This window comes from Methanococcoides sp. NM1 (assembly GCF_900774285.1).
GTDB lineage: Archaea > Halobacteriota > Methanosarcinia > Methanosarcinales > Methanosarcinaceae > Methanococcoides > Methanococcoides vulcani.
In genome coordinates this window covers 129772-156592 of the sequence record NZ_CAAGTW010000005.1, presented here as the reverse complement: position 1 = coordinate 156592, position 26821 = coordinate 129772, and the positions used below count along the sequence as shown (strand labels likewise).

Here is a 26821-nt window from a genome sequence, read left to right as displayed (position 1 = left end):
TGTAGCCCATCGATCATGCAAAACTGTCAAGCCTGCAATTTGCTATACCTCTCTCCACCTTGTATCGATCCCTTTTCGCCATCTTGCTCATGGAAGCCGAGAACTTTGGCTGCATCTTCTTTGCAAGACCGATATTTCGACGTGATTCTATCATCTGTGAATCATAATAGATATCCCACAGATCATCAACATCATCAGATCCCGATGTTGACTGGAGACTTTCAATAAAAGCTGCCGTTATCTTTGCAAAACGATCAAGTCCTATAAGATCACCATTGCCCACCCATGCCGTTGAATTCACTATAACAGCAACAGGAACATCGGGATTTTTCCTTGCCAGCCAACCGCAAAAAAGCTCGCCTATATCATGTGGTGAATCGATCACAACAGACAGTATCCCACCTTTGAGATCCGGTCGTGAGAACATGCATAGTCGTTCATATGCCCTTGATACATCGCGCATGTAATTGTAGTACCTTTTTGCAAGCCTCCCCTTCCCGGAATAAAGTTGATCAGTATCCCCATTGCATGAAACGATCAACTGTACCAGCTCAACCGGGTCACAGTCCTTGTGCCTGAGAAGAAGGTCCACATAACGTATGGGATTCGGATCGAAACGTGCCATTCGTGCTTTTCGCTTGCCAAAGACCTCTTTTGAAAGTGATTCGGCCCTTCCGTAAGGGGTGAACCCTAATATCTTGACTTGCCTATTAGAACCTGAAAAACTAAGTTTGCGATCAAGTTCCTGTACATCCTTTGCAAAAACCAGTTCAGCATCAGGATTTTCCCTGAAACAGGAGCATGCAAGCAGGATGCCGTCCACAGTAGGACTGAAACCTATTATCATGAACATGCCCCCATGAAAGATGCCAGATTTGCCTGCCTTGATCCGTTTATCGATATGTAGGGCCGTGCATGGGTTACAACAACACCCATACGTGCGAGTTCCTGCTCAGAGGCTATGGGACGCGTACGTATGATCCTGTTTGCACTTATCGGACCGATACCGGGTACCAAAAGCAGATCGGACATATCCGCAGAATTGATATCCACCGGGAATCGGTCAGGTTGTGATTGCGCGAGCATTACTTTAGGATCATAATTACCAAGAAAACCATGTTCATCATAGACATCATCGAAATCATTTGCCTTCAACCCATAATCCTTCAGCAGGAAAGACATCTGATACAATCTCTGCTCACGCCATTTTGGAGAAGGTATACCATCCTCTAACGGAGTATCAGGAACCGGGTCGAAACTCATAAAATACGGCCTCCTAAGTTCGTATTTGTCCATGAACTTATCAACGGTCCTCACAATTTCCTTATCAGATTCTGACACTGCACCAACTACGAACTGAGTATCGTTAGCTCCGACAAGCCGACCCATTCCTCCATACTCACTCCTCTTCTTCTGGATGAGGTCCTTTGTCCATTTGAGTCTCTGGAGAACATCGTTCTTGTAATCGAAATTCGGACATATCTCCGAATAGTTCACTGAATTTGTGGTCTCTGCATTTACACCGAACTTGTTTGCATGTTCGGCTATCTGCTCAAGTAAGTATTTAGGAGTGCCTGGCATCACCCGTATGTTGATGTAACCCTTGAACCCCTGCCCTCTCAAAAGCTCAACAACTTCCAATTGCTTCTGTGAGGTCTGCTCGGCATCACCCATTATGCCGGAAGAAAGGAACAAACCCTCGATAGCATTCCTTCTGTAAAAGGACCAGGTGATCTTTGCGATCTCCTCGGGATCAAGTGTTGCCCTCATAGTATGTCGTTCGCAGCGGTTCGGGCAATAAGCACACTCCCCTGCACAGGAATTTGATAATAATGTCTTATAAAGTTGTATGCATCTTCCATCGGGACCGAACGCATGGCAGACTGCACTCTGGTTGCAACTGTCATATTTAGTTCCTGAGGAGAGTAATTTCATTCTCTCCGATAGTGTCAGGTGTTGTTCGTTCCTTCGTTCAGCAATCATCAATTGATAGATTGCAGCGTAGCTATATAATCGCCAGCCAAGCGGAGTGAAAGTATTATTTCCAAAAAAAAGAGAAGATCATTCCTTCACATGTATGTCAAGCTTGATCTTTGTAACAGGCTCCAGTTTCTTCCATTCTATTGTCGTATCTTCATCAAGAACACAGTTCTTAACGGATTTTTCCGAGAACTCGCCGTTTATCTCATAGACGTAAAGACCTTCGTCACCATCTGTCGAAACGATAACTTCCCGGTCGCCTTTCTTCTGGACCTTGATAGCCGCAACTCCTCGAAGAGCGTCAAGTAACGTTGTACCTTTTTCTACCTCTATTGATTTTGTAGGTGCGAACACATTCATAGCGAGATAGATATTTTCCCTGTTCGGCTTCAACACATGTGTTTTCCCGAAGATCTTTCGCTCAACAAGGTCAGCCTCTTCTAATATCTTAACGTGTTTTGCAGCCACAGGTACGGAAATACCCAACAGCCTGGCAAGTTCAGATATGTGCTTCTCCCCTTCATCAAGCAATTCAAGCATCCGGACACGTGTATCGCTTCCCAGGGCATGGAATACTTTATTATCTAACTGACTCATAAGTTTAAAGGGAGTGTTATCATATATAAACTTGTTGTCACTGCGTTAACTCCTCTTCTATTTTCGTTATGTTCGCGGAGCAGAGTTTCATTTAATGCCCATTCTTTTAAGTGCTTCCAGACTTTTGAGAACATCCTCTTCACACTTATTCTCTATGATCTTAATTGCTTTACTTTTGTTAAGCAAACCGGAAAATGATGGAAAATCAATATTTCCCCCACCAATAAAGAAATGGTCATCAATTTCCCCATTATTATCGTGCAAGTGAAAATGCGAGACCGAGTCCCCCATTTCCAGGAATTTATTAAGGTTCCCCAATGTGTTCGCATGCCCAACATCAAGAGTAAAACCATTCCCTCCAAGATCAAACTCGGGGTGCCTGAGCAAAAAACAATCCCATTTTGGCATGTTCTCAATACACATCCGGACACCTGTATCCGCAGATATTTCCTTAAGGTCAACAATTGAACTCTCAAACGACCTCTGTGCATGCATCATATCCACAGGATAGGAAAAATATCCGGGATGAACCACCAGAACATCGGAATCCAGCTCATTGCAGATGTCAGCCATCTCTTCGACCAAACTGATAGCTGCAAGCCGGATAGGTTCCCTCAGGCTGGACAGGTTCATATCAGTGCTTGGTGCATGGACAGTATACTTCAGATCATAGGAAAATGCCAGTTCTTCCTCACGGAAGAGGTCATGCGGTCCTTCAGAGAAGATCTCCGCACAATCTGCCATCGGTTCGATCTTTTCAAGTGCCTCCGAAAGTGGAAGCTCGTGAAAAGCAAAGGATGACACGCCTATCATATAGCTATCTCCATACTCTCACTACTAACTAATCAGATCTATTTATGTTTGCTGAAAATTCTCTGCAAAATTGGTCCTTTGAAATGAAGTCACTTAAAAAATATGCTCAGGATTTTTCATTATAAGAAGAGATAAACCTAAATTGATTTTTAAAGTCTTAATTTTCACCCTCATCCTGCCCAATACATCACTATTATGACATTATATTGAGATCTTTTTTTCAAAATGGTTATATATCTAGAAAACAACAGTAATCATTCAAAATTAGAATTATAATACAAATAGGTGAGAAAAGATGAAGAATAACAAAACAAAAGTGTTTTTAAAAAAAATAGGTATAATCTTATTAACACTAATGATATTATCCATCCCAGCCACAGCATCTACTGGAGATGAGATAACAGCAACACAATCACTTTCTGCGAGCACAGCCAGTCCAGGCGATACAATTGATGTGACTGTTCAGATGACAATGAACACTCCGGTAACAGCACTCACATACAAAGCAGATGCTCCAGAAGGTTGGACAGTATCCTGGCAAGACGATTTCTTGGGTTCGACTTTCAAATCCAATACATCTGAATGGATATGGTCTTCAGAATTCCCAGCAGGACTTACCCGTACTATCACATACCAATTAGAGATACCTGAATCAGAATTCGGCGGAACCTACACGACCACAGGAGCTGCATCCGGTTATAATATAACTCCAATAGCCACAACCGGACAGACACAACTTACCGTAACAGGACCAACTCACCCCCTTCCAGAAGCTGACTTTGAGGTAAATGCTACTTCAGGAGTTGAATCATTGACTGTCCAGTTCAACGACCTCTCGACAAATGCTGATGCATGGGAGTGGGACTTTAACAATGACAGTGTAATTGATTCAACTGAACAAAATCCTGCATATGAATTTACAAACCCTGGAATTTACACAGTTTCCCTTAAAGCAAGCAGTTCATATGGAGAAGATACTGAAACAAAAGATAATCTAATTACTGTTTCCAGAGACACAGTTGAGCTTTACAGTAGTACTGTGTCACTATATCCAGAAGAGAGAACCGCTCTCGGAGCACTTAACGCAACCGGAATGACCATTGTTATTGATGGTGTGTTTGTTGATTCAATAGAAGGCTATGCAGATAATTACTATGTCGATGGTAGCTACTGGCACTTCTATTTGAATGATGGTTATTCTGATTACGGTTTGGCAGAGACTGTCGTTGAACATGGTGATGTTGTTCAGCTTATCCTCGCAAGTGACGATCCTGTTACATGGGCAATGAACGAATGGGATGTACAAGCTACCGTGACTATCAATGTTGTTGACAAAATTTCTCCTGTAGCAACGTTAATCTCGATCACACCGAACCCAGCTGCTGAAGGTGATGAGATCACATTCAACGGAAGCGGAGTGGATGATGATGGGACTGTTGTAGGCTACAACTGGACATCCAGCATTGATGGTCCGTTAAGCACCTCTGCTAATTTCAGCACTTCAGATCTTTCGATCGGAACACACACCATTTACTTCAAAGTACAGAACGATATCGGACATTGGTCCTATGAAGTTCAGGACACACTCGAGATCATTGATGAAATCGCCCCTGTGGTCACTATCGATGAGGTTGTAACTCCAACAAATGTGAACAGTACGGTGATAACAGGTACTTTTGTAGAAAAGCACCTTGATCAGATCACAGTAAATGGTATCAACGCTACAATTGGAGATGGCACATACTCAGCAGAACTGACACTTGAAGAAGGAATGAACACGATCACAGTTGTTGCTACCGACACCACAGGTAACACAGATACTGAGACAACACAGATCGTGCTTGACACCATTTCTCCGGTGTTCTATTCCGCTTTCAAACATAATAGCACTCATGGAATGGTTGATGTAACATCTTCTGAAAACATTGCAGAATTAGAAGTAAATGTTAATTCTAATCCAATAGTGATTGTTCCTAACGGCGATCTTATGTGGACCGGATCATTCCTGCTTGACGGTGAAAATACATTCAATGTCAATGTAACTGGAACTGACACTGCAGACAACATTGGAGTAAGTAGTTCTACAGCCTTTGTAGAAACAGTCGAATTTACAAATGGAACTGCATTATTCAATGCCAGTACACATGGTACATCTATTACATTCAGTGCCACAAACGTCACCAATGCAAGCATTGTCGTGACAGAAAGTACGAATCCAATGGCAAATCTGACAGATGAATATGTAGGATTGCATTTCATAAACGTAGAACTTGATGACAATCTTGCAGAAAATATGTCAGGTGCCATGATTGCAATACCGATAAGCTCATTTACCCCTCTGCCTGATGGAATAACTAAAGGTGATGTTAGCATCCATTATTACAATGAAACAACATATAGTTGGGAGAAGCTCGATACTGCAATAGAGATAATTGGTGGCAAGGAATGCTGGGTCACACATGTGGAACACTTCTCTATCTATGCAGCAATAGCACCGGCTCCAGAAGAACCCACCACAGTTCCAGACGAAACACCAAGACATTCCTCAGGTGGTAGCAGCGGTCCAAAAGCCACTATCATCAGCAGCACTACTGAAATTACAGATACTGACGAAGAAGTGCAAGCACAGGATGAAGAGGAAAGTACAGCATCTGGTGACGAGACCACATCTGTCGATTCAGACACAACAGCTCCAAGTGTCGAATCCGAGAATGAAGACAATGAAGAAAACGCCAGGAACGTACCTATGATGGATGGTGTGCTAGGAACATGCGCTATTGTCATTGTTGGCATGTACCTCATACGAAGAAGAGACTAAGCGAAAACCACTCGAAAGGAGACAATTTGGTCTCCTTTTGAATCTTTTTTATTTTATAGAGCTACATTTTTGATGTCTTTTTTCTAACAAAATAAAGATCTTGTCTTGAGTCCCCTGCACATGAATTCTTCAGGATAAGACAGTTGATGTGACCGTTTAGTTGTTCAAGCGCCTGGAACAGGTCAATAAAAAAGAAAGGTTGGTCTGGAATCAGGCAGTATATTTGTTCATTTACAACTACACATTAACTTTATGGATTTGAAAGAACCACCACAAATCGACATCGAATGAAAAAATATCAGAATAGATGTTAACGATTGTGAGGAATATACCCTACAAATTCAAGTGTTTGGTTCCAGAACCTTAAACCAATCACGTGATCAATGAAAAGAAGAAAAACGAATTTCGACCAGCTAAAGAGATAGATATCTAGGTCCATTGAACAGATCCTTCCAGATACTTAGTTCCTAATATTGAAAATCACTAAAAACAATAAAGAGCTCCTGAACATCAAGGAAGGGTTACCTCAACCTCCCTTGTTGTTATCCATACCGTTCTATTGTGGAAAGATGAATAAACAGTGTCATTCTCGATCCTGGTATCATTAGCTATCGATATAAAAAATTTGTTCCATGCATCGGCCTGCTCTGAACTTATATCCATGCGTATGTTGCTAACATTGGAATAAAGATGATCCTCACTGCCAACAACCCGAAGAGTGACTATCGAATTCCCATTCCCGCTGAGACTGGATTTTTTACCGGTAATATTAAAGACAGACATATGCAGTAAAGAATCATTGTTCTCAAAGGACATGAACGGACAGGACCTTATCTCCGAATTGCGGCCTTGTTTCAGTATTACTGCACCATTCTCAAAGATCAGTTCCTGATCGATCCAATAATTATTGGATGCCCTGTATTTGAAGTATCCCGTAGTTATGTTCAACGTTTCATTTACAGGTGTATAAGTTACCTGGAAGGAACCATTGAAGGTCAAAGAGAAAGGTAAAGAATCAGGGTCATTGTAAGTATCATTCAGGATCAGAGGGAATTCGGATTGAGCAATGTTCAAAAGGTCCATACCAAACGTGTTTCCAAGTATCAGAGAGTCACCCGGAGTCCCGGACCGTAATGTGATATTACCACGGGATGAATTATTAGCAAATGTATTTGTTACCAAAGCACCATTTTGAGATACAAATATTGAAGTCCTGTTCTCAGTATTATTATTGATAAAGACCGTATACTCGCCTGCTTTCAGATCATCGGTCCACATCCTTAAGGACGAAACATTTGTGATATTATGGATAGTAGTGACACCATCAACATCCTTACTTACCTCAGAGATATTTTCCAGGGATATGTTGATACTACTGCCACCCGGATCCAGAGTAATGATCCCGCTTGAAGAAAGCGATGAATAGAAAGGCAGCCCGCCATCCCCAAGAGGCATGTGGACAACACCGCTTGGAGTATCCGAACATGCTTTGGCAGCAAATTCAGTAAAGCTCTTGTGGACCTCCTGCATATGATCGATCTCGTGCTCTGCAGCAAGAGCAGGAAGATAATAAGCACGTATCGCCGTAGCAAAGGTTGTGAGAACTACCAGAACAAGAAGCACTGATACCACCGCTGTTATTGCCTAACGATCACGGAACAAAGCAATTACCATACAGGCCTCACCTCTGCTGTTGCAAGAACTGCTCTGGGGTGTACTACAGAAATTTCTGTTATGTTCGTAAGGCTGGTATTCAAATGAAGCGTATCACCGAACTTCCAGTATTCCATATAAGTATCATTTTCCCATGAACCGGAAGTCCTGTTCATCTTCCATACGGAGTTTCCATCATTCAGCTTTATTTCAGGGTATGTTCCACTGGCATTGGAGACCAGAATAGTTACATATATGGAATGGACCGGATCACCACCAACATGCGTAATATCTGCCGACGATGACGTTACATTGGTGATTTCAATTTCAACATAAGGCACCCTTTCATCAGGCATATTTCCATATACTGCCATTGAGAGCACTGACACCAGCGTTACTGCTATCGCAAGTTTCAACATTTCCCCAATAATCTCTGAGACCATTTTTTATCACCACTCAATAACCCATTAGCATAGTAAAGGATGCATATGTCAACAACAAACAAAGAATGGAGTGTTTCAGACCATACAGGATGCTACCTTCAGCCATTTCGCCAAGTATAAGACCTGAAAAAAAGCCAAGTATTCCACATGTATTGAACATCGTCGTCTTTATGTGCTCCACGTCAAGCAAATTCTGCCCCCCAAGACTGGTAACAGAAGGAAGGAACTGGGTGGAGAAAGAATAGCAAACATAAAGGAATGTCCCAAATGCGAGATATACCGTTGCGATGTAGACAATACTGGTTTCAAGTCTTTGTTTTCTCAAAGACAACATGTTCTCAGCATCTTCTGCAGCGATCAACAGGACATCCCTTGTGTCCTCGCTTACAACACTGGCATTCACAATAAGAGTGACCGCACGCCTTAGTGAAGGAGTGCCTATACGGTTCTCAAACCGTACCAGTGCATCTTTCATCTCACCTCCCCATTCCATATCAAGCCATATCCTGTTTATTTCTCCTGAAAGGCGACCTATATCCGATTTTAATAACATGCCTATTGCATTGTTCAATGTCAGGCCCATTTCGTTGATCTCTGCAAGGCGACGAAGGAAATCGGGAACCGCTTTATCGAGCTTTGCAAGCGTCCTCATTTTATATTCATAAGCTGCTGCCACTGGAAGAAGTGCAAGAAGTGCTGAGAGAAGGAACTGCTTGTTGATGCCTAGATCAAGGTAGATGAATGGTATCAACATCAGAGGAAGACTTATGACCGAGGCCTTGAGTGGCTCTCTGAGAATAGGTTCAAGAGGGTTTTTCAGTTGCTTTAAGATTTTCTTATAGAGTTTCTTCTTGTTGTAGAATTTTAATTTCGCTGCATATTCATTTTCATTTATCTCTTCTTCATCTATAGCCATGGATTTTCGCAAGACGACCTTCTCGACATACCTCATGCCAAGATCCTCTTTGGGAGATATGGAATCCAGCAATATTATCAATGCAATTGAGCCGATTGGCAATCCGACGTAAAGGGCTTGAAACAGGTAAGGTGCCTGTTCCAGATTGAGCAAACCTATCGTCACAAGAGTGATAAGAAGAAAGATTGGAACCGCCACAAAGGCTACAACATAGACCTCTGAGATAAGTTCAAGGGTCTTCAGGAACATCTCCTGTGTCTTTCTTGCATGCTCAAAATACTGATCAGTCTTTAGTTCGAAATAATGATGGATATTACTTCCACCTTCCATCATCGGGATAAGATTTTCCAGAAAGTCTTTAAAGACCGGTGAAGGACTTACACTTGCAGTATTCTTTATTGCAGTGACAAGGTCTTTTCCCATCATGTCCACATCCCTGACGACATATGATGCCTCTGTTGCGATCTCACCATAGATGTGCGGGTTCTTCATCAGTTCCTTGAAGATCTCATAGATGGATGATCCGCCTTTGCTCATTCCAAAGCAGAATGATGCTGCATAGGGAAGGACCATGTCTATCTTCGTTTTGCGTGAATTTGCCGTAAAGGAAGGATACATGAGATAAAGGCGGAAAACAGCAATACCGATCACGAGGGGAACAACTGCTAAAACAAGATCAGAAATAATGATCGACCTGTATGGCTCCAGAATTGAGAAATAAGGTGTTAAGAACATGAAGGGAGTAAAAAAGAAAAAGATGGTGAGCATGAGATATGTCTGAACTCCATAGGATACAGCCTTCTCATAAAAGGTGGAATAGTGCATGTCCATCCTTGCCGACCTGATGGACATTTGGAGATCAGCATATTTTCCAGGATTTCTTCTCACATAACGACTGATGAAGCTCATTATATCCCCTGTGAGACAAGTATTTCGTTTTCGCATTCATCGATATCCAGAAGGTTGTTGCCTGAAAGTATGGAATGCATGGGATGGGAGCTATCGCCATCCAGAAGCAACATTGTATCTACTGGGTTTTTGCAGTATGCATTGATCCAGCGAACGATACTATCATAGTCCCGGATACCATGTTCAATTAGCTTTACCAGGAACTTTGCACGCATTTGGAGGATATCTTCAACTTCTTCGGCGCTCCATCCCCTGCGTCTGCGGATGTCATCGAGTACACCAGACCCTGCAAAATTGAAATCATCTGCCACAACGTCCCAATGGAAGATGTCTTTTGTATGAACATCCTTCCCTACACCTGTAACCTCTGCAACCACTGAGACCTTTCTTTTTTCAGCGCCATTTTCATAGGAATTGCTCAACATACATATAACATCAAGAGCAGTGAACATTGCAGCAGGCACATTGATCGGTGGGTTCGTGAACCGGTTGATAACTTCTTTGGGGGTTCCGGCATGGAAAGTCGAACAGGTCGCATGGCCGGCATTCATTGCCTGGAACAATATCTCGGCCTCCCTGCCCCTTACTTCCCCAACAAGGAGATATTCCGGCCTTTGCCTTAGGGATGCACGGAGCAGGTCTTCCAGGTCGATGGTCGCAGCATCAATGCTGGAAACACCATCCCTGGTCACAGTCGGGATCCAGTTCTCATGAGGAAGCTGGATCTCACGCGTATCCTCCAAGGTCACAATACGTATGTTCAGAGGAATGAACATACAAATAGCATTCAGAGCAGATGTCTTGCCCGTTGCAGTTCCACCACATAGCAATATATTCTTGCGGTTCTCCATACAGAGCCAGAAATATGCCATCATTTCAGCTGAGAACGTTTTCCATGCAATAAGATCCAGAGGTGTAAGCGGGACTTTCTTCTGTCTGCGTATACTGAAAGAGCTCCCCTTAGGACTTATGTCATGACTATAGGTAATATTGATACGGGACCCTTCTTTCATGACCGTATCAAGGATCGGGTTGGACTTGGACAGATGTCTTCCACCCTGCTGCGCAATACGCATGACAAAGGAATCAAGTTCATCGTCTGTATCGAATACGATGTTCGTTGGCAGATCACCATATCCGGAATGATAAACATAGATAGGAATGCCCACTCCATTGCACCATACATCTTCCACACTATGGTCATGCATTATGGCACTGATCTTACCAAATTCCACAAAGTCACGTTTTACATAGTAGAATATCTTTTCGAACGATCTGGTATCAAGTTTAGAATACTCCGAAAGGATCCCGGCTGTTTTTCCTCTTAAAAGTTCAGATTTGTCAACATTTTCGAACTCATCTATATTGTCAACACCCCTTAAGGTCAGAACATCCTCAAGCATCATCAGGACCTCTTCAAGAAGGATCTTCTCAAACCTGTTGAGCTTTGGCTCGACCACGACATACTTTGTGTCATTGCGGATCGTGTCATGAAGGATCGATACAAATGAATAAGGTTCATCCACCCAGTACCTTTCAACCTCATCGAAACCTTCCGGTATAGTGAAAGATACCAGATCTTCTTTTAGCTGATCATGGCTATCAGAAACATCAGGTCCCTTTGATAAACTTCTCCCCTTAAGGCTATCCAACAATCCACCAAACCCTTTAGAGGATACCTTTTTCAAATTTGGATTGGACGTAGATAGGTAACTTTTGATACTTCCAGTAATTTTCTTCATAATTAATTATCGATAAGATTTCGTTTGGTTTCATGTCTAAAAATCAAAATTGAACCTGAAAATGATCAAGGCCCCATTACAATTTTTGCAGAATATATTGCCATATCAGTCTCACGATCTACTACTGTTAAAGTGAACGGGACTCCAATTCCTATTAATTGACCAGCAACATTACCTGTTTCATAACCTACTGCATTGTCATTAATAGGAAAACTGATCTTTGCCACCTTCCCAGGTCCTAATATATCTGGTTTATATTGAGCAGTATTTATGGGATAAAAAGTAACATCGGAATTGTTCACATAACTTGACATTTTTGGACGACCTGAACTAATTTCAAACTTCACAAAATCCTTATAAATTGGATCGCCGCCGAGATGTTCAATAGTAATATTCCTTTCAGAGAACGATGCAGATGCTTTGAAAATGGCTGATGGGATATCCTCTTTTGTAGTGATACTTCCTGAAAAGGAACTAACTGCAGCAGCAAGAATAACTGTGACAACTATCATCAGCATAACACCAATGACAGGACTCACACCACTTTTATCTTTAAAAAAGGAGTTTAGATGACACATTTAAATCACCCTAACTTCGGAATCAAAAATAACTTTCTGACTTGGATTATGAATTATTTTTACAGTAACATGATCGCCACTTCGGACACTATCCCAATCTGCAAACATTGCCTGCATCCCTGTTATAGGATCAACTTCAGGATCTACCGGAAAGCTACCACTACTCCTATATCTCCACTCCTCACCATTATTATCGTCCCAGGTAGCTTTATCATAGTTCGACCATTCATCGGCAACCATGCTTCTTCCTGGTTCAAGGATATATTCTCCAAAGAAAGAATTCTCTTGTGTATCAAGAGTTGCCCCTCTGTTCCAAAAAGGTACAGTACCAATGTAGTTTCCACCTCCTGAACAGTGAACGTTAGTATTCACCTTGTTCGGATGCACTTCCATAACACCATTATCGCCACGAGCATTGGGATTTATTGTGAGAATGGAAATATCTTTAGTATCTATCGAATCACCTGAAACATGACGGATGGACATATACGATGTAGTAATACCAGACCCCATATTTCCATCTATGTCTTTTACGATCTCAACGCTGAATACAGCAGAAGGAGCCTGTTCTACCCCATCAAGTATTCCCTGTGAAGAAGAACTAACTGCAGCAGCAAGAACTACAGTAACTACTACCATAAGCATTACACCTATAACCGGGGACACCGCCCTGGAGTCATTCACAAGTTTCATTTTTCTTTTCATTGCCAGACCACCATATCATGAGTTGAATAGTTAATAAGAGTATATAGAAGAGAGTGTGTTATCATAACCATATATAAACCTTGGTATTTTTATAACAAAAATAAACTTTAAAGATAATGTACAATTGAGTAAAACTAAAAAATATCTGTTAATAAAATAATTAACGTTGGTATTTTAGATTACAAACATATATTAAACAAAACACAGATAGGAGTTATAAGAATTAATAAATGATTTTAGATCACTAAATAAATATTCTAAAAAACAAACGGTGGTTGATATGAACACTACAATATTTAAAAATGTATTAACACTAACAATTGTATTGATATGTATAGTAACAATGTCATCTAACGTACTGGCTACACCTACCATGGAAGATGAATGGTATCAATACCAGAAAGATGCGCAGCATACTGGATTCACAAATTCTGATGCCCCAGATACCAGTACAATATTATGGACAAGTGGCGAAATTGGAGCTATCAGTGGATCTTCACCAGCAATTGCAGAAGGTAAAGTTTATGTTAACTGTGGTGATGCCATAAAAATACTTGATATGTACAATGGCACATATTTGGGAGATGCAGAAGTATCTGGAAGTGGCGACAGTGAGTCGTGGGATAGTGGTTCGTGGACTTCAGTTTCATACCATGAAGGCAAAGTTTGGTGCGGCCATCCCAACGGGGTTAATGGTGGAACCACCATAGCTGATGGAAAATATTATCATGGAGACTATGGAGATGGAACTGGAGACTATGGAGGAAAATATTACTGCTACAATGAAAATGATGATACCCAACTTTGGGTATTTCCAGTGATCGGACATGCACAGGGAACCCCAGCATATAGCAATAATAGAGTATATCTTACCGGATGTCTTTACCAGGACAGCGGATATGTTCACTGTGTCGATGCAGATACCGGTTCTGAGATCTGGAACAGAACATTTGATCGTGAGACAGATGGTACTCCCACCATTTATGAAAACATCTTGTATGTTACAACTTATAATTGGGACGGTTATGGAGATATTATTGCACTGAATAAAAGTACTGGTCAAACTATCTGGTCTCAAACCATACAAAGAACAAATTCTGCACCCTCAATTGCTTATGGTAACGTCTACGTGGCTGGTGGATGTTATGGATGGTCAGCACTTCAAACACAGTGTTTCAATGCTACTACAGGACAACTTGTTTGGAGCACAACCGAAAGTGGATCTGGCATTGGGGACTGGAGAACCTCTCCAGTAGTTGCTGATGGGAAAGTATTCGTTGGAAGAGCCGATGATCCATGGTCCTATGCAGGCCTCTATGCCCTTGATGCTTTTGATGGAAGTGAAGTGTGGTCACTTGCAAAGGGGGGTGCAAGCCCTGCAATATCAGATGGGATTGTATTTACGGTCGGAAAATCCGGAAAAGTCTATGCATATGCTGAAACAACACCAGACCTCGAAACGTCAACCATTGCACAATCAATTGTATCTTCCGAACAATCAAATAATATAACTGTGCTAATCAAAAACAATGGTAACGTAGATGCAGATTCTTTTAAAATCATGATGTTAGTGGATGGGATCACGTTGGATACTAAGACAGTATCATCCCTATCAAAGGCTTCAAACACAGAGGTCACTTTTGAATGGACACCTGCAACCGAGGGAGAATATGAACTGCAGGTGGCTCTGGATATACAGAATAGCATAGATGAAAGGGATGAAGCTAATAATTACTTCGCCATGAGCGTAACAAGTGTGGACGATCTCGACTGGAATCCATGGAACGATGTGATGTCAGATGGAGGAATAGCTATTACCACTACGGAATTACAGGAAGGTATCTACCTTTGGGTAAACGATTCCCCAGCCCCAAATACGGGAGCATTGATCACTACTCCAATGCTACAGCAGTTGATCAACGACTGGCTGAACTCTTAAGGCGTTGTAAAAGCTGAATGATTAGCATTAGGCACCTCATACAGGTGCCATCTTTTTTTATCTTACCTGAAACAAAAGCTAAAGATGGTTATGCTGGCGTCAGGATTCTTATTATCGATAAAACTAATAAGTAATAAGTTGAAGAGAACCTTTTTATAGTGATATATCGATTGATTCTAGAAATTAAAGAAAAACAGAGGGAAAATAATGTTCAAAGGTTTTTATGTATTATTTTTGATCCTTGTACTGATATCTGCTTCAAATGCAAGCGCGATAGAATCCGGTATGACAGACTATCCTCTCACCATAGTGGATAATATGAACAATACGATTACAATCGAAAACAAACCTGAAAGGATATTGTCCACGATGCCAAGCAACACAGAGATCCTTTTTGCTGTAGGGGCCGGAGATAATGTAGTAGGAGGCACGATCCATGATGATTACCCTCCTGAAGCCGCAAATATCCCGAAGGTAGGAGGATACACCAACCTTGACTTTGAATCTATTGTCAGTCTTGAACCTGACGTTATTTTTGCCTCTGAAGCTAATGGGGAAGATGCCATCAATATGTTAAAGAACCTGGGATTTACTGTAATTATGATAGAACCCAAAACCATCGATGATATCATGAACAACATCGAACTGATAGGAGAAGTGACTGGAAATAAAGAGACAGCACTATCGATCACAGATGACATGAGAACACAGATGGATGCTATCACGAGCAAAACAGAAGATATCCCCGCAGAGGATCGCCCCCGTGTGCTTTACCTTATCTGGCACGATCCGATGTACTCTGCCGGAGTAAGCTCTTATCCTGATGACCTTATCACAATGGCCGGAGGAAACAATATACAAAAAGCTGAAGGATGGCCGGTTATCAACCTTGAAGATGTCATTGCCAGCAACCCACAGATCATAATCTGTTCCGGAATGGGCGGAGGATCGTACGTAATAATGGAATCGATCAAGAATAACGATGCTCTGGCCCAGACAGATGCCATAAAGAACAACAAGGTGTATCCAATCGACCAACCCGGCATCATTGAGATCCCTGGTCCGAGGATCGTGGAAGGACTAAAAGAATTGCACGGATATATCGAACCTGAGATCGAGGGCAATGCAGAGCAGACAGAAGACGACGCACCAGTGAACAGCGCACCCGGATTTAGTGTTCTGGTCGCATCCTGTATGTTGATGGCAGGCTACCTTAGAACAAAGCGTTCCTGAATATAAATTCGGAAGAGGAAAAGGGTAAAGATGGCAAGAGATGGAAGAGCTGTTATCATTCTGCTTTCATTATTGCTGGTAGCTATGATCGCCAGCAATACTGCAATAGGTAGCAGCGATATTTCCCCTGTCGACACCGTCAGGATAATGGTTACTGCCATTACCGAAAAATTGATGATCGGTAATCTCCTGAATATAGAGAAGGTATGGAGCGATAGCCAGGGCACCATCATAATGAACATCCGACTTCCAAGGGTCCTCCTTGGAGCATTGGTAGGTGCAGCGCTGGCAACTGCCGGCTGCGCCATGCAGGGATTGCTTAAAAATCCCATGGCAGACCCATATATAATAGGGATGTCATCCGGTGCCGGCCTTGGTGCAGCTCTTGCTTTTGCACTTATGTTACCCCTTCAGCTTCTTGCTTTTGTGACAGCAGCAGGATCCATATTCATAGTATACAATATTTCGAGGATCGGGGAAAAAGTACCTACGGAAACATTGTTACTTGCAGGAATTGCTGTTGGGTTCTTTCTTTCATCGGTGACATCGTTCATCATTTTTCTTTCCCAGTCACCTCACCAGATAATCTACTGGTTGATGGGAGGACTATGGACAGCCAACTGGGATAAAGTTAAGATCACTTTTTTGATGATATTGCCAGGCGTTTTCATGCTCTACAGACAATCATGGAACCTGAATGTGATGCTGCTTGGTGAGGAACAGGCACAGTGCATGGGAGTAGATATAGAGAAAGTAAAAAGGAGCGTACTTGTATTCTCATCACTTGTCACCGCAGCCGCAGTATCTGTTAGTGGGATCATAGGTTTTGTAGGGCTTATCATACCACATATCATGAGGATCATCGTAGGGCCTGACCACAGGATACTCCTGCCAACATCAACCCTCATGGGAGCGATATTCCTCGTATTTTCAGACACTATTGCAAGAACGATACTCGAATCTACCGACCTGCCAGTAGGAGTTGTGACCGCCTTTTTCGGAGCTCCTTTCTTCATATACCTGTTAAGGAAGAGGAGGAAGAGTATCTATGCTTGAGATCAAAGATCTGAGTGTGAGCTATGGAAGCCGAAAGATACTGAACAATCTAAATATCTCTGCTGAAAAAGGGGAGTTTTTAGGTATCATAGGTCCAAACGGATCCGGCAAGACAACATTAGTTAAAGCTATTATCAACGTTCTCAAGCCTGAATCCGGAGATATAACCCTTAACGGAAGATCCATAAAACATATGAGCAGCACAGAAATTGCCAGACATATAGCAGTGGTTTCGCAAGTGTTCTCCATCAATTTCGAGTTTGCTGTGAAAGATATCGTCATGATGGGGCGTACCCCTTACATAAAGGGGAAGGAATGTCATGAGGATTTTGACATCGTTGAAGAATCCATGAAAAAAACTAAAACAGACTTCCTGAAGGACAGGATGGTCACACAACTGAGTGGCGGTGAACTTCAGCGCGTCATCATAGCAAGAGCTCTTGCACAACAAACGGACATCCTGCTTCTCGATGAACCCACCTCACATCTTGATATCACGAACCAGATAGATATCCTGAACCTTGTCAAAAAGGAATCAAGAAAAGGGAAGCTTATAATTGCAGTGGTACATGACCTGAACCTTGCAGCATATTACTGTGATAAGATAGCCCTCCTAAGGGATGGAAAACTGATGTCGCTGGGCACACCAGCAGAGGTACTCACACCGGAGATTATTGGAAAAGTATACAATCTACCTGTAGAGGTTGTCACCAATGAGATCACAAATTCCCTGTATGTGATACCCAAGCTTGAACCTTTAGCACATCCTTGAACTCTCTTTTTTAAACAAGTAGTAAAGGGAAGAAACCTTTCGGACTTTACCTTAATCTTATTCAATTTCTGCCCAGACAACTAGTATTCCTTTCATAGAACCAATATTTGAATAATCAGAAGGTACATGAAGGGTAAGGTCCGCAGTCGTCATTTCTTTTGAACCAAGCAATGTAGAATATTCATCCCACATACAAGTATCAACATACAGACCATCTATAAACAGGTCATCTGCAGCATCCATTACATCAGCAGTAATAATTGTATCATCTGCACCCCTGTTATTAATTAGTACAGTCCTTACTTCACTGACCTCACCCGCCCCAAGGAAACCGAAATTGATGGTCCCGGGAGTCACAACGATACCTACTGCAGGAATGATCTCTGCACCAAGAGATACACCCGAAGACATTGATCCAGCCTCTGACCCGTCATCGTCAGAATCATCATCGTCAGAATCATCATCGTCGGAATCATCATCGGAAGTCGGCTTCTTTTTCCCACCACCATTGCTACCAATAGATCTTGTAATACCAATTCCCTTGTCGTCAGAGGTGGTTGGACTCTTCCATTCAGAGTAGACACTCTCATGATGATCATCTGTGGGATCGGGCACAAGCACCGGAGAATTAGTTGAAACTCCTGAAAGTCCACTCATTAGCAACGTAATAAAGAGTAGAAGACCTAAAGGTTTGATTATTGGATGCATACCGAACCACCAAATAAATTATATTTGATACAATATAAAATAAATAGATATGAAAATGAAAGATAAAGAGTTATCATAACTGTTTCCAATTTAAGATGCTTTTTAAATTAAAAATGAAAGGGATAACAATCCCTTTCAAACTTTACCTTAATCTTATTCAATTTCTGCCCAGACAACTAGTATTCCTTTCATCGAACCAATATTTGAATAATCAGAAGGTACATGAAGGGTAAGATCCGCAGTCGTCATTTCTTTTGAACCAAGCAATGTAGAATATTCATCCCACATACCATTATCAACATACAGACCATCCATAAACAGGTCATCTGCAGCATCCATTACATCAGCAGTAATAATTGTATCATCTGCACCCCTGTTATTAATTAGTACAGTCCTTACTTCACTGACCTCACCTGCTCCAAGGAAACCGAAATTGATGGTCCCGGGAGTCACAACGATACCTACTGCAGGAATGATCTCTGCACCAAGGGATACAGCTGCAGACACTGATTCAGCCTCTGACCCGTCATCACCAGGTTCATCAACAGGATTGTCGTTCGGATCAGAAACGATGATATGATCGATCTTTATGACTGAGTCACTACCTGCAGAGTTCACCACACCGAGTTTTACGTCAAAGTTGCCTGCTGAAGTGAATATATGTTCAGGATTTTGTTCAGTTGAATCGATGATACTATCAGTGTTAAAATCCCATGCCCATTCAGTAGGAGCACCGGTTGAAAGATCTGTAAACTGAACGGTCAACGGAAATGTTCCGGAAACAACATTTGAAGAGAAATCCGCTTCTGGCACAACTACCGGATCACTTGGGGTGGAAGAAACAATAATGTCCTCGTCACCCAAAGTTTTCGAAGGAAAAATATCGTTTGCGGAGTAAGTACCTGATATTGTATAGGTCCCATCCGGTGTATTTGAAGGCACTGTTACATCATAGATGATCGTTCTGCTACTCCCTGCGTTGAAAAGAGACATAAATACCCATTCTAAAGTAGACTCTTTGAAAAGAGAAGCTCCCCCATCATTAACTACATTCAAATTCCACCCCTCAGGAAGGTCTTCATTGATAGCCGGAGTTGATATCGCTGAATGTATAGATAGTTCAACAGATACCCTTAATGTATCCCCTGGCGCTATCTCTGAGGTCGAAAACGACCTTACAGCACTTAGATCCCCTGCTGCCATTGCAGGCGAGGAAACAGAAATAAGCATGAAACATGCCATCAATAACATCATTATTTTTCTTTTGTTCATTATCGCACCACCTTTTTCATCTATATCTTGTTTTTTGTCTTGTTAGTATCTTTTAGACAAATATACGGACATCAATAATCCTACAACCGCAAATAGAAGTTCAAACCCGGGAGTTTTAGGCTCAGAATCCTGATATTGTACATCATCTTGGGAAACCTCAGCATTTGCAGGTTTTTCTACAGGTTCTTCCTCAATGACAGGATCAACATTGCTTTCTTCTTCATTCACTTCAACGGCATCTTCCAAAATTGTTTCAGTAGGAGAAGTGGGAGTCCCTGTTGAAGAAGAGATACCTGAAGAAGAATCTTCGGGATCATCAGTATTTCCGGAAGATGAAGATCCTGTTACAGTGATCGTGTTGTCACCTACGATAGGAATTGAAAGAATGTTTCCGGAACTGGCACGAACCGATGCTTTACCATGAATATGATAAGTTCCTTCTTTTTCATTTGATGGAACCGTCACTTCATATACCAGATTCCTGGAGTCTCCCGGAAGTATAGGGGCAGTCCAAATCCATTCATGGGTCGATTCCTTGAATATAGCTCCACCATCCTGAACCATGCTAACAGTCCAACCAGCAGGGAGGTCTTCATCAATCGCTGGTCCCTCGTATGAGCCAGTGGAAGATAAGCCAACGGTTACAGTGAATGTGTCACCTGCGCTAACTGTATCTTTTGAAATATCCCTGCCACTGGTAATACCCTCCCCGGCTAATGCCGGAGCAGACATCAATGATAACGCTATAACCAGTAAACTGAGAAAAACACTGTACTTTTTTAGATTTACCATGTTAATTTTTCCACCTTTTCCTTTTAAGTTATTGGGTGATTATCCCCGGACATTTCCAATCTCTGAGGATAGTAACTATTCAAATATATTAATGTGAGACAAATATACTATTATTTTTTTATCAATCCTATTCTTATTCGATCTAATTTCTTCATACGTTATGGAGCAGATCCAGATGCACGAACATGCTTTGCAGGCTAAGGAATTCAAAGACGGACAAGAAATCGGATATAATCCTTAATTTTAAGGCAAAATATGAAAGGTGTTCATACCCACATTCCAGAACTTGCTATCGATAGGCTTTCACTTTGTCGGGAAATTGATACACATCATTTCCATTTCTGTCAGACTTGTCATTCCTCGCAAATACATGTATGATCGATCTTATCTTCCACCATCCAATTTATACACAATAGACTTTAATGATAATTTAATAAAGCCAATTATATAAGTTAAAAAGCATACAGACATTATATGATTTAAGCATATCTTTTTTGGTAATTCGTGTAAGCAATATTGCTAACATGATGGAAATTCCCTTCTTATTTATTCATTTATTTACAGTGCTTCGTCTGCGGTACAGTGCATAAACAACAATGCCTGCAATTAGCACCAGGGAAAGCCCTGCACCCTTTATGAACATATTAGAGACCTGTGCATTAACAGGGATCTTAATACCACTTCCTACTCCCAGATCGCCTTCCGGAGACATCGATAAAACATAAGCTTTAAACTCGTGCTCACCTGTACCAGAAACAGGAGGTTTAAATTCCAGAAATACCTCTTTTACCTCACCTGCCTCCAGAGTGAAATTATCATCAGATATAAGGAACCATTCAGTATACGCATCATCCACATAAACAAGATAATTAGAAATCGAATCACCCGTATTCTTCACATACAAGGACTGGGTATCTGAACTTCCAACCTCTGCAGTGAAGTTCAACCTTCCTGGAGACGCACCGACACCAGTTGCCGAACTTGCCTGTGCCATCATTAATAGGACCATTATACCGATCATAATTTTTTTTAGCATTATTCACACCTGCAAAATCATTGAAAATAAGATATACTAATACATAAACACTCATATATGAGCTTTATTCTAATAATTAAAAGACTTAAAGCAATTTTTGTTATCCATAACTATAAATATATAAGATTTTGAACTTACATGCTAATAACATCACGGTGCAAATTATAAAATTATGCACATGCCTTGCAAAGAAAAACTATCAAGAAAAGACTTGAAGATGTCTACAGTTCCCTCATCATAAGAATCAGTAAGGTAGTTTATAAAAAGAAAATATGGGGCTCTGTAGAAATCTGTTAAAATAATAAAAAGTATTTCATTTCTGTAACAAATCAAAGCATAAAAGGAAGACGAAATTATGAATAGAAAATCCATATTTATCACAATTTTGATGGTGACTTTAATCTCCATAACTCCTGGATGTACGGAAGTGACTGAAGATTCAACTGCATCCCTAGATGAAACATGTGATCAGATTACGGAAGGTAAAATGTTGGGGTTTGACGAATCCATTGAACAGCTTAAAAGCGAAATGGAAAAGGATGATGGTATTACAGAAGTCAGTTTCCTAGACATAAATGGTGAAAAAATACTGGTGGTTTCAATCCATGAACCTTTTGAAGCAGATGCTTTCTTTGAGTACTCTTCTGAAATGTGTGACCGGTACTTGAAGGGATATGGCATTGAAAATGTAACAATTGATGTGCGTGTGGGAAAAGAGCAGTTAGTTTACGATACATACCGGATGGATACCTAAATATCCAAATTATTATTCTTTTGTATTTTTGTTTTATAAAAAAATGAGAGAAGATTTGCTTAAGCACAATCTTCTCCGTTTAGAAGGTTTATCCAAGTCCAATAAGGTAGCCGTCATCATTACCGAAGAAGACCTGCCCGCCTGAAATGGCTACACCCTGAAGTATGTAGTTATCATTGGTAGGCGTATAATCGAACTTTTCGGTATAAGAAGCACCATTATCCTTGACACCGTAACATGTTCCTGCTGCTACATTTGTTGTGTAGTAGACAACGTTATCTCCACTGTCCAGATCATCACTTATTACCGGAGATGATTGTGCAGCATCGGACCCGTGTTTCCAGTTCTGGGAAAGGTCATCGGCATCCAGAGCATATAGTCCACCACTTGCACAAACATAGACAACACCTTCACCTATGTCAATGGCAGGAGTGGATGTACTGTATGAAAGACCGGTATTGCTGTCTTTATCGCTGGTGTCGAAAGAGTACACTCCCCCACTCTCATCCAGTCCTACATAGTAGCAAGAGCCGCTCTTGGCTGTGAAATATATCCTTTCATCGGTACCATTGTCATAGTAAACACATGTTGACCTGATTTCGGAGTTGTCAGAGAATACACTGCTGATGTCGAAGGAATCTGCAACATCCCCATCGGCTTTCTCTACCAGGGTTACATTGCCGGCATCATTCCCGTAGACAATATAGTTGCCTACACTGCATGCCCCTGCCCAGTAGTATCCTTCGCCGTCTGTTGTAGTAGTGCTCCAGTCCTGAGTTCCATCTTCATCGTAACAATAGTAGGTTCCGTCATCACTATCATTGGTGGCATCAAGGTTGCTCATCCTGACAGTACCAAAGTATAGTTTATCATCGTCGTAGAGAATAGGGGATGAGCACTGGTAATCACTAGTTCCAACGGTTGTACTCCAGAGAGTGTCACCATCGTCTGCATCGATTGCATAAAGTGTTGGTGTGTTTCCATAACCGGTTGTTATTACGAAAATTGCACTTCCGTTTGTTGCAGGCACAGAGTTCTGGAAACCGTTGCCCGCCAGACTAACCGGCCAGCTTCCTGATGTAACTTTGGTTCCTGTATCACTGACTTTGTAAAGGTCTCCATTAGAGGCAATGGCATATACATAGTCACCCACTACAATAGGAACGGAATCTATGCCCATCCATCCACCGCCGCCAAGGTAGGTCTCCCAATTTGTGCTGTCACTGGTTGAACCGTCTTCAACCGTAAATGCGTTCTTGTCGGTTGAACCCTGGAACTGTGTCCAATTTGCATCGGCCGATGCAGGGATTGCAAGCAAACCCAACACCATCATTGTGCTAATTGCTAGCACCAAATTTCTTGATTGCATTTTCTAGTTTCTCCATATTTGTCTTTTTGTCAACAAAAAAATCCTAAAAATGATTTTTCATCGACTTTTGCAGGAAAACTTATTAGGAGAAAAGAACAATAGGCATAATGGTAGCGGATACTTGAGATCAGTTAACATTAACCCAAATTGATTTCAGGGATCCCCCTACTACCATAATTCTTCAAGTTCTATTTCTCAGATTTCCCGGATCTAATAGTGTTCCATTTTTAAATGCAACACATATCATAATAATGGTAATGGCTGCATGAATATATAGTTTCCTATAATGCCCACATATGGTATTTATTACGAACATATACAATATCCATTTGGATTACATATTGCATTTTCAACTTTTACATTCTTTTTTGTATGATAAATAATCAATAAATTACCGGTAGTGGAATGCACTGGAGTACTGTGCCCAAAAATTCATTGATGTTTTAGGTTACAATGTAGCCCAATAAGCTATGTTTATGGACCTAAGCCTGATAGAAAATGGACTTTCGTGATCATAAACGGTGAAATTAAAAGAAACTGTTACAAAAATATCTGCAGCCATATCCCAGTCCCTTTGTTCTGGAACCAATATTTGCGGATTAGCAATATGTTCAGAGATGAAATCGAAAAGTTAAGTAAAAACTATGTTTCCCGCTTCATTAGGCAATCTCAAGAAAAACTGTTTCCAACAAACTGCCTCTTGCCAACGCCCGGAGTATTAAGATAGAATCAAAAAAGCAATAATGCCCTGACAATTTTGAGATGTGGACATATTCCGACCCTAAAGGCCAGAATAATGCCCTACCACCTATTTAGGAATTCAGCCATAGATGGATCAGGTTCTGCAGTCTATCGGTTGAAATTATAGAACCTGTTACTGGTGCGGGTTCATCCGTTAGCCAGCAATTGATCGCCTCTTGCAGTTCTGTTGTTTCGATCGCTGAACCTGAAACCGAGTGAGGATCATCCCAGGAATTCCACTCTGCAAGCCCGAAAAGATAGCCTCTGTCATTGCCATAGAATATGCGCCCGTCCTTTATCGTAACACTATGTAGCGTATATTCATTCATTTCAGGGGGGGCTTCATAATACCATTGAAGTTCGGGCTCAGTATTACCTGTATAATCCTTTAGACAATATACTCTTGCATCGTTAATGTTCGTGGTGAAATAAATGTACACTTCCCCATCCCCATCATCATAAGCAGTGGATATTACCGGAGAGCCCTGTATACCACCATTGGGAGTGTATTTCCAGATCTGCGAGAGATCAGCTTCGTTCAGGCAATAGAGATCACCGAATCCTGTGAAAGTACCTGTTCCCACATATACCCTGCCATTGTAAACAGTTGGGGTACATGTGCTTTTACCGATGTAGGCCTTCTGAGCATCCGATGTGTCAAATGTACCGTCCGAATTGAAACCAATCGAGAAGCAGTAACCCGCTTCGGAAGAGGAATATAGGCGACCTGTTTCCGGGTTATATGCTATGCAATTCCTGATCTCTTCCCTTTCACCATTGTATCCAAATCCCAACAATTCAGAAACGTTTATTTCATCAATAACTTGCCCGTCGTATTTATCCAGGGATGTAAGATGAAGAGCATCGTCACCGAAGATCAGATATCTTCCTACAACCGATGGCCCTGCCCAGTAATAGCCCTCCCCGGTAGGGGAAACATATGCCCACTCCAGAGTGCCGTCTTCATTATAGCAGTAATATTTGCGGTTTCCCTCAATAAAGGAGGAGAGCCATTCACCAAAAAAGATCCTGCCATCCTCATACATCACAGGAGTGTTCAACTGGGTGAATTCCAGGTTTTCAGAATCAACAGTGACATTCAACAGCTCATCGCCTGATGTAGCGTTATAAGCATATAGTTGCCCGAAAGCGGTAACAAACAATTTTCCATTACCGTAAGCCGGGGTTCCCAGAGGAGCAGTGATACCTCCGACAATGTCGTTAGTCCATTCAATCTCTCCTGTGTTCCTGTCAACTGCAAATAAGGAACCCATTGTTGACACATAAACCATATCCCCTACTACAAGGGGGTGCACATCGACTCCATAAGCACCTGGTACCCCGTAGGTCATAGTAGACCAGGATTCTGATACATCTGGTTCCTGCACAGGTGCCCTGTCGCTTGTGACAGCGTTGTTGTACAAATCTTTGCCGATCAGGGGCCAGTCCGTGGAGGTGAATATCTGCTCACCGACAACCTCTACTGAGGTGTCACCAGTGACTTCATTGTAGTAATAATACTCGGTAGCAGCATCATAAGCAGAAGCCCAGCCTTCCAGGTCATACATTCCACCGTTTGTTTCCGTTGGCACGGTAACATTATAAATGATGGTTTTACTGTTTCCCGCTTCAAGGGTAGTCCCCGTACTGTCAATCCAGGTATATATATCATTTATTTTTGCAAATACCAGACCATCATCCTGTACGGGCGTTACTGTCCATCCATCAGGGAGTTTTTCTTCCAGCATTATGGCTTCCACATCTGTTTCACTAGCTGAGAATACAACCGTTACTGTAAAGATATCTCCCGGTTCAATTGAATCCGGCTCAATACTTCTTACTCCATTGGTCCCAACTGATGCAGCTACCGGAGTGATAAATGCCTGAAAGAGAATTAAAATGATCCCTACTAAAAATATGTATTTATGCATTTTCAATTTAAAACCTCTTATTAATCTTGTTTGTGTAAATCTGGAAACACATGATTTTAATCTT

Annotated in this window: 22 protein-coding genes; 6 read left to right on the top strand and 16 right to left on the bottom strand. The window is 41.5% G+C overall.

Features of this window, described 5'->3' with window-relative positions; all coding sequences use genetic code 11:
- Positions 1 to 13 precede the first annotated feature (13 nt).
- From E7X56_RS06645 to E7X56_RS06630, 4 genes are all read right to left on the bottom strand, one after another.
- Positions 14 to 847, bottom strand: coding sequence for a DUF4130 domain-containing protein (locus E7X56_RS06645; RefSeq protein ID WP_135606030.1), 834 nt, complete (start codon positions 845 to 847; stop codon positions 14 to 16).
- Positions 844 to 1935 carry a helix-hairpin-helix domain-containing protein gene (locus E7X56_RS06640; protein WP_244603436.1) on the bottom strand — a complete coding sequence of 364 codons (1092 nt, stop codon included), beginning with the start codon at positions 1933 to 1935 and terminating at the stop codon, positions 844 to 846. The genes E7X56_RS06645 and E7X56_RS06640 overlap by 4 nt, the downstream gene beginning before the upstream one ends.
- 126 nt (positions 1936 to 2061) lie before the next feature.
- Positions 2062 to 2577 carry an ArsR family transcriptional regulator gene (locus E7X56_RS06635; RefSeq protein ID WP_135606028.1) on the bottom strand — a complete coding sequence of 172 codons (516 nt, stop codon included), beginning with the start codon at positions 2575 to 2577 and terminating at the stop codon, positions 2062 to 2064.
- Between the two features lie 87 nt (positions 2578 to 2664).
- On the bottom strand, positions 2665 to 3390 hold the full coding sequence (locus E7X56_RS06630) for a sugar phosphate isomerase/epimerase (protein WP_135606027.1): 726 nt from the start codon (positions 3388 to 3390) through the stop codon (positions 2665 to 2667).
- 355 nt (positions 3391 to 3745) lie between these two features.
- Between E7X56_RS06630 and E7X56_RS06625 the strand changes: the two genes are divergently transcribed.
- The gene (locus tag E7X56_RS06625; RefSeq protein ID WP_244603435.1) at positions 3746 to 6208 is read left to right on the top strand and encodes a PKD domain-containing protein; all 2463 of its coding nucleotides are present in this window, start codon (positions 3746 to 3748) and stop codon (positions 6206 to 6208) included.
- Between the two features lie 510 nt (positions 6209 to 6718).
- On the opposite strand, the gene E7X56_RS06620 is transcribed toward E7X56_RS06625, so the two are convergent.
- The 6 genes from E7X56_RS06620 to E7X56_RS06595 form a co-directional block, all read right to left on the bottom strand.
- Entirely contained in the window at positions 6719 to 7831 is a 1113-nt protein-coding gene (locus tag E7X56_RS06620; RefSeq protein WP_167879470.1) for a hypothetical protein, read from the bottom strand.
- A gap of 44 nt (positions 7832 to 7875) precedes the next feature.
- Complete coding sequence (locus E7X56_RS06615; RefSeq protein ID WP_135606024.1) at positions 7876 to 8304, bottom strand: type IV pilin; 429 nt, start codon at positions 8302 to 8304, stop codon at positions 7876 to 7878.
- Between the two features lie 13 nt (positions 8305 to 8317).
- Entirely contained in the window at positions 8318 to 10129 is a 1812-nt protein-coding gene (locus E7X56_RS06610) for a type II secretion system F family protein (protein WP_167879469.1), read from the bottom strand.
- A complete protein-coding gene (locus tag E7X56_RS06605; RefSeq protein WP_167879468.1) occupies positions 10129 to 11781 on the bottom strand; it encodes a type II/IV secretion system ATPase subunit in 1653 nt (550 codons plus the stop codon). Before E7X56_RS06605 ends, E7X56_RS06610 begins: the two co-directional genes overlap by 1 nt.
- 155 nt (positions 11782 to 11936) lie before the next feature.
- Entirely contained in the window at positions 11937 to 12449 is a 513-nt protein-coding gene (locus E7X56_RS06600) for a type IV pilin (protein ID WP_135606021.1), read from the bottom strand.
- Positions 12450 to 13154: a type IV pilin N-terminal domain-containing protein gene (locus E7X56_RS06595; protein WP_135606020.1), complete on the bottom strand. Its 705-nt coding sequence runs from the start codon at positions 13152 to 13154 to the stop codon at positions 12450 to 12452.
- A 280-nt stretch (positions 13155 to 13434) separates the two neighbouring features.
- On the opposite strand from E7X56_RS06595, the gene E7X56_RS06590 reads away from it, so the two are divergent.
- From E7X56_RS06590 to E7X56_RS06575, 4 genes are all read left to right on the top strand, one after another.
- Positions 13435 to 15093, top strand: a complete 1659-nt coding sequence (locus E7X56_RS06590) for a PQQ-binding-like beta-propeller repeat protein (protein ID WP_135606019.1) — start codon at positions 13435 to 13437, stop codon at positions 15091 to 15093.
- Between the two features lie 207 nt (positions 15094 to 15300).
- Complete coding sequence (locus E7X56_RS06585; RefSeq protein ID WP_135606018.1) at positions 15301 to 16326, top strand: ABC transporter substrate-binding protein; 1026 nt, start codon at positions 15301 to 15303, stop codon at positions 16324 to 16326.
- 30 nt (positions 16327 to 16356) lie between these two features.
- Positions 16357 to 17382: an iron ABC transporter permease gene (locus tag E7X56_RS06580; RefSeq protein ID WP_135606017.1), complete on the top strand. Its 1026-nt coding sequence runs from the start codon at positions 16357 to 16359 to the stop codon at positions 17380 to 17382.
- On the top strand, positions 17375 to 18154 hold the full coding sequence (locus tag E7X56_RS06575; protein ID WP_135606016.1) for a heme ABC transporter ATP-binding protein: 780 nt from the start codon (positions 17375 to 17377) through the stop codon (positions 18152 to 18154). Before E7X56_RS06580 ends, E7X56_RS06575 begins: the two co-directional genes overlap by 8 nt.
- A 57-nt stretch (positions 18155 to 18211) precedes the next feature.
- Here the strand turns inward: E7X56_RS06575 and E7X56_RS06570 are convergent, their stop codons facing one another.
- The 4 genes from E7X56_RS06570 to E7X56_RS06555 all read right to left on the bottom strand — a co-directional run bounded on the left by E7X56_RS06570 (position 18212) and on the right by E7X56_RS06555 (position 21962).
- Positions 18212 to 18811, bottom strand: a complete 600-nt coding sequence (locus E7X56_RS06570; RefSeq protein WP_167879466.1) for a hypothetical protein — start codon at positions 18809 to 18811, stop codon at positions 18212 to 18214.
- A gap of 204 nt (positions 18812 to 19015) precedes the next feature.
- On the bottom strand, positions 19016 to 20134 hold the full coding sequence (locus E7X56_RS06565) for a PKD domain-containing protein (RefSeq protein WP_135606014.1): 1119 nt from the start codon (positions 20132 to 20134) through the stop codon (positions 19016 to 19018).
- A gap of 42 nt (positions 20135 to 20176) precedes the next feature.
- Positions 20177 to 20926 carry a PGF-CTERM sorting domain-containing protein gene (locus E7X56_RS06560; RefSeq protein ID WP_135606013.1) on the bottom strand — a complete coding sequence of 250 codons (750 nt, stop codon included), beginning with the start codon at positions 20924 to 20926 and terminating at the stop codon, positions 20177 to 20179.
- 550 nt (positions 20927 to 21476) lie between these two features.
- On the bottom strand, positions 21477 to 21962 hold the full coding sequence (locus E7X56_RS06555; RefSeq protein ID WP_135606012.1) for a hypothetical protein: 486 nt from the start codon (positions 21960 to 21962) through the stop codon (positions 21477 to 21479).
- A 355-nt stretch (positions 21963 to 22317) separates the two neighbouring features.
- Between E7X56_RS06555 and E7X56_RS06550 the strand changes: the two genes are divergently transcribed.
- Positions 22318 to 22716, top strand: coding sequence for a hypothetical protein (locus E7X56_RS06550; RefSeq protein ID WP_167879465.1), 399 nt, complete (start codon positions 22318 to 22320; stop codon positions 22714 to 22716).
- 88 nt (positions 22717 to 22804) lie between these two features.
- Here E7X56_RS06550 and E7X56_RS06545 read toward each other — a convergent pair whose 3' ends face one another.
- Together E7X56_RS06545 and E7X56_RS06540 are read right to left on the bottom strand one after the other, a co-directional pair.
- On the bottom strand, positions 22805 to 24085 hold the full coding sequence (locus E7X56_RS06545; RefSeq protein ID WP_135606010.1) for a PQQ-binding-like beta-propeller repeat protein: 1281 nt from the start codon (positions 24083 to 24085) through the stop codon (positions 22805 to 22807).
- A gap of 812 nt (positions 24086 to 24897) precedes the next feature.
- A complete protein-coding gene (locus E7X56_RS06540; protein WP_244603438.1) occupies positions 24898 to 26757 on the bottom strand; it encodes a PQQ-binding-like beta-propeller repeat protein in 1860 nt (619 codons plus the stop codon).
- Positions 26758 to 26821 lie beyond the last annotated feature (64 nt).

Coding starts and splice junctions, on each gene's coding strand:
- E7X56_RS06645 (WP_135606030.1), bottom strand. CDS start 847: ATGATAATAGGTTTCAGTCCTACTGTGGACGGCATCCTGCTTGCATGC.
- E7X56_RS06640 (WP_244603436.1), bottom strand. CDS start 1,935: ATGAAATTACTCTCCTCAGGAACTAAATATGACAGTTGCAACCAGAGT.
- E7X56_RS06635 (WP_135606028.1), bottom strand. CDS start 2,577: ATGAGTCAGTTAGATAATAAAGTATTCCATGCCCTGGGAAGCGATACA.
- E7X56_RS06630 (WP_135606027.1), bottom strand. CDS start 3,390: ATGATAGGCGTGTCATCCTTTGCTTTTCACGAGCTTCCACTTTCGGAG.
- E7X56_RS06625 (WP_244603435.1), top strand. CDS start 3,746: ATGATATTATCCATCCCAGCCACAGCATCTACTGGAGATGAGATAACA.
- E7X56_RS06615 (WP_135606024.1), bottom strand. CDS start 8,304: ATGGTCTCAGAGATTATTGGGGAAATGTTGAAACTTGCGATAGCAGTA.
- E7X56_RS06610 (WP_167879469.1), bottom strand. CDS start 10,129: ATGAGCTTCATCAGTCGTTATGTGAGAAGAAATCCTGGAAAATATGCT.
- E7X56_RS06600 (WP_135606021.1), bottom strand. CDS start 12,449: ATGTGTCATCTAAACTCCTTTTTTAAAGATAAAAGTGGTGTGAGTCCT.
- E7X56_RS06595 (WP_135606020.1), bottom strand. CDS start 13,154: ATGAAAAGAAAAATGAAACTTGTGAATGACTCCAGGGCGGTGTCCCCG.
- E7X56_RS06590 (WP_135606019.1), top strand. CDS start 13,435: ATGAACACTACAATATTTAAAAATGTATTAACACTAACAATTGTATTG.
- E7X56_RS06585 (WP_135606018.1), top strand. CDS start 15,301: ATGTTCAAAGGTTTTTATGTATTATTTTTGATCCTTGTACTGATATCT.
- E7X56_RS06580 (WP_135606017.1), top strand. CDS start 16,357: ATGGCAAGAGATGGAAGAGCTGTTATCATTCTGCTTTCATTATTGCTG.
- E7X56_RS06575 (WP_135606016.1), top strand. CDS start 17,375: ATGCTTGAGATCAAAGATCTGAGTGTGAGCTATGGAAGCCGAAAGATA.
- E7X56_RS06570 (WP_167879466.1), bottom strand. CDS start 18,811: ATGAGTGGACTTTCAGGAGTTTCAACTAATTCTCCGGTGCTTGTGCCC.
- E7X56_RS06565 (WP_135606014.1), bottom strand. CDS start 20,134: ATGAACAAAAGAAAAATAATGATGTTATTGATGGCATGTTTCATGCTT.
- E7X56_RS06560 (WP_135606013.1), bottom strand. CDS start 20,926: ATGGTAAATCTAAAAAAGTACAGTGTTTTTCTCAGTTTACTGGTTATA.
- E7X56_RS06555 (WP_135606012.1), bottom strand. CDS start 21,962: ATGCTAAAAAAAATTATGATCGGTATAATGGTCCTATTAATGATGGCA.
- E7X56_RS06550 (WP_167879465.1), top strand. CDS start 22,318: ATGAATAGAAAATCCATATTTATCACAATTTTGATGGTGACTTTAATC.
- E7X56_RS06545 (WP_135606010.1), bottom strand. CDS start 24,085: ATGCAATCAAGAAATTTGGTGCTAGCAATTAGCACAATGATGGTGTTG.
- E7X56_RS06540 (WP_244603438.1), bottom strand. CDS start 26,757: ATGCATAAATACATATTTTTAGTAGGGATCATTTTAATTCTCTTTCAG.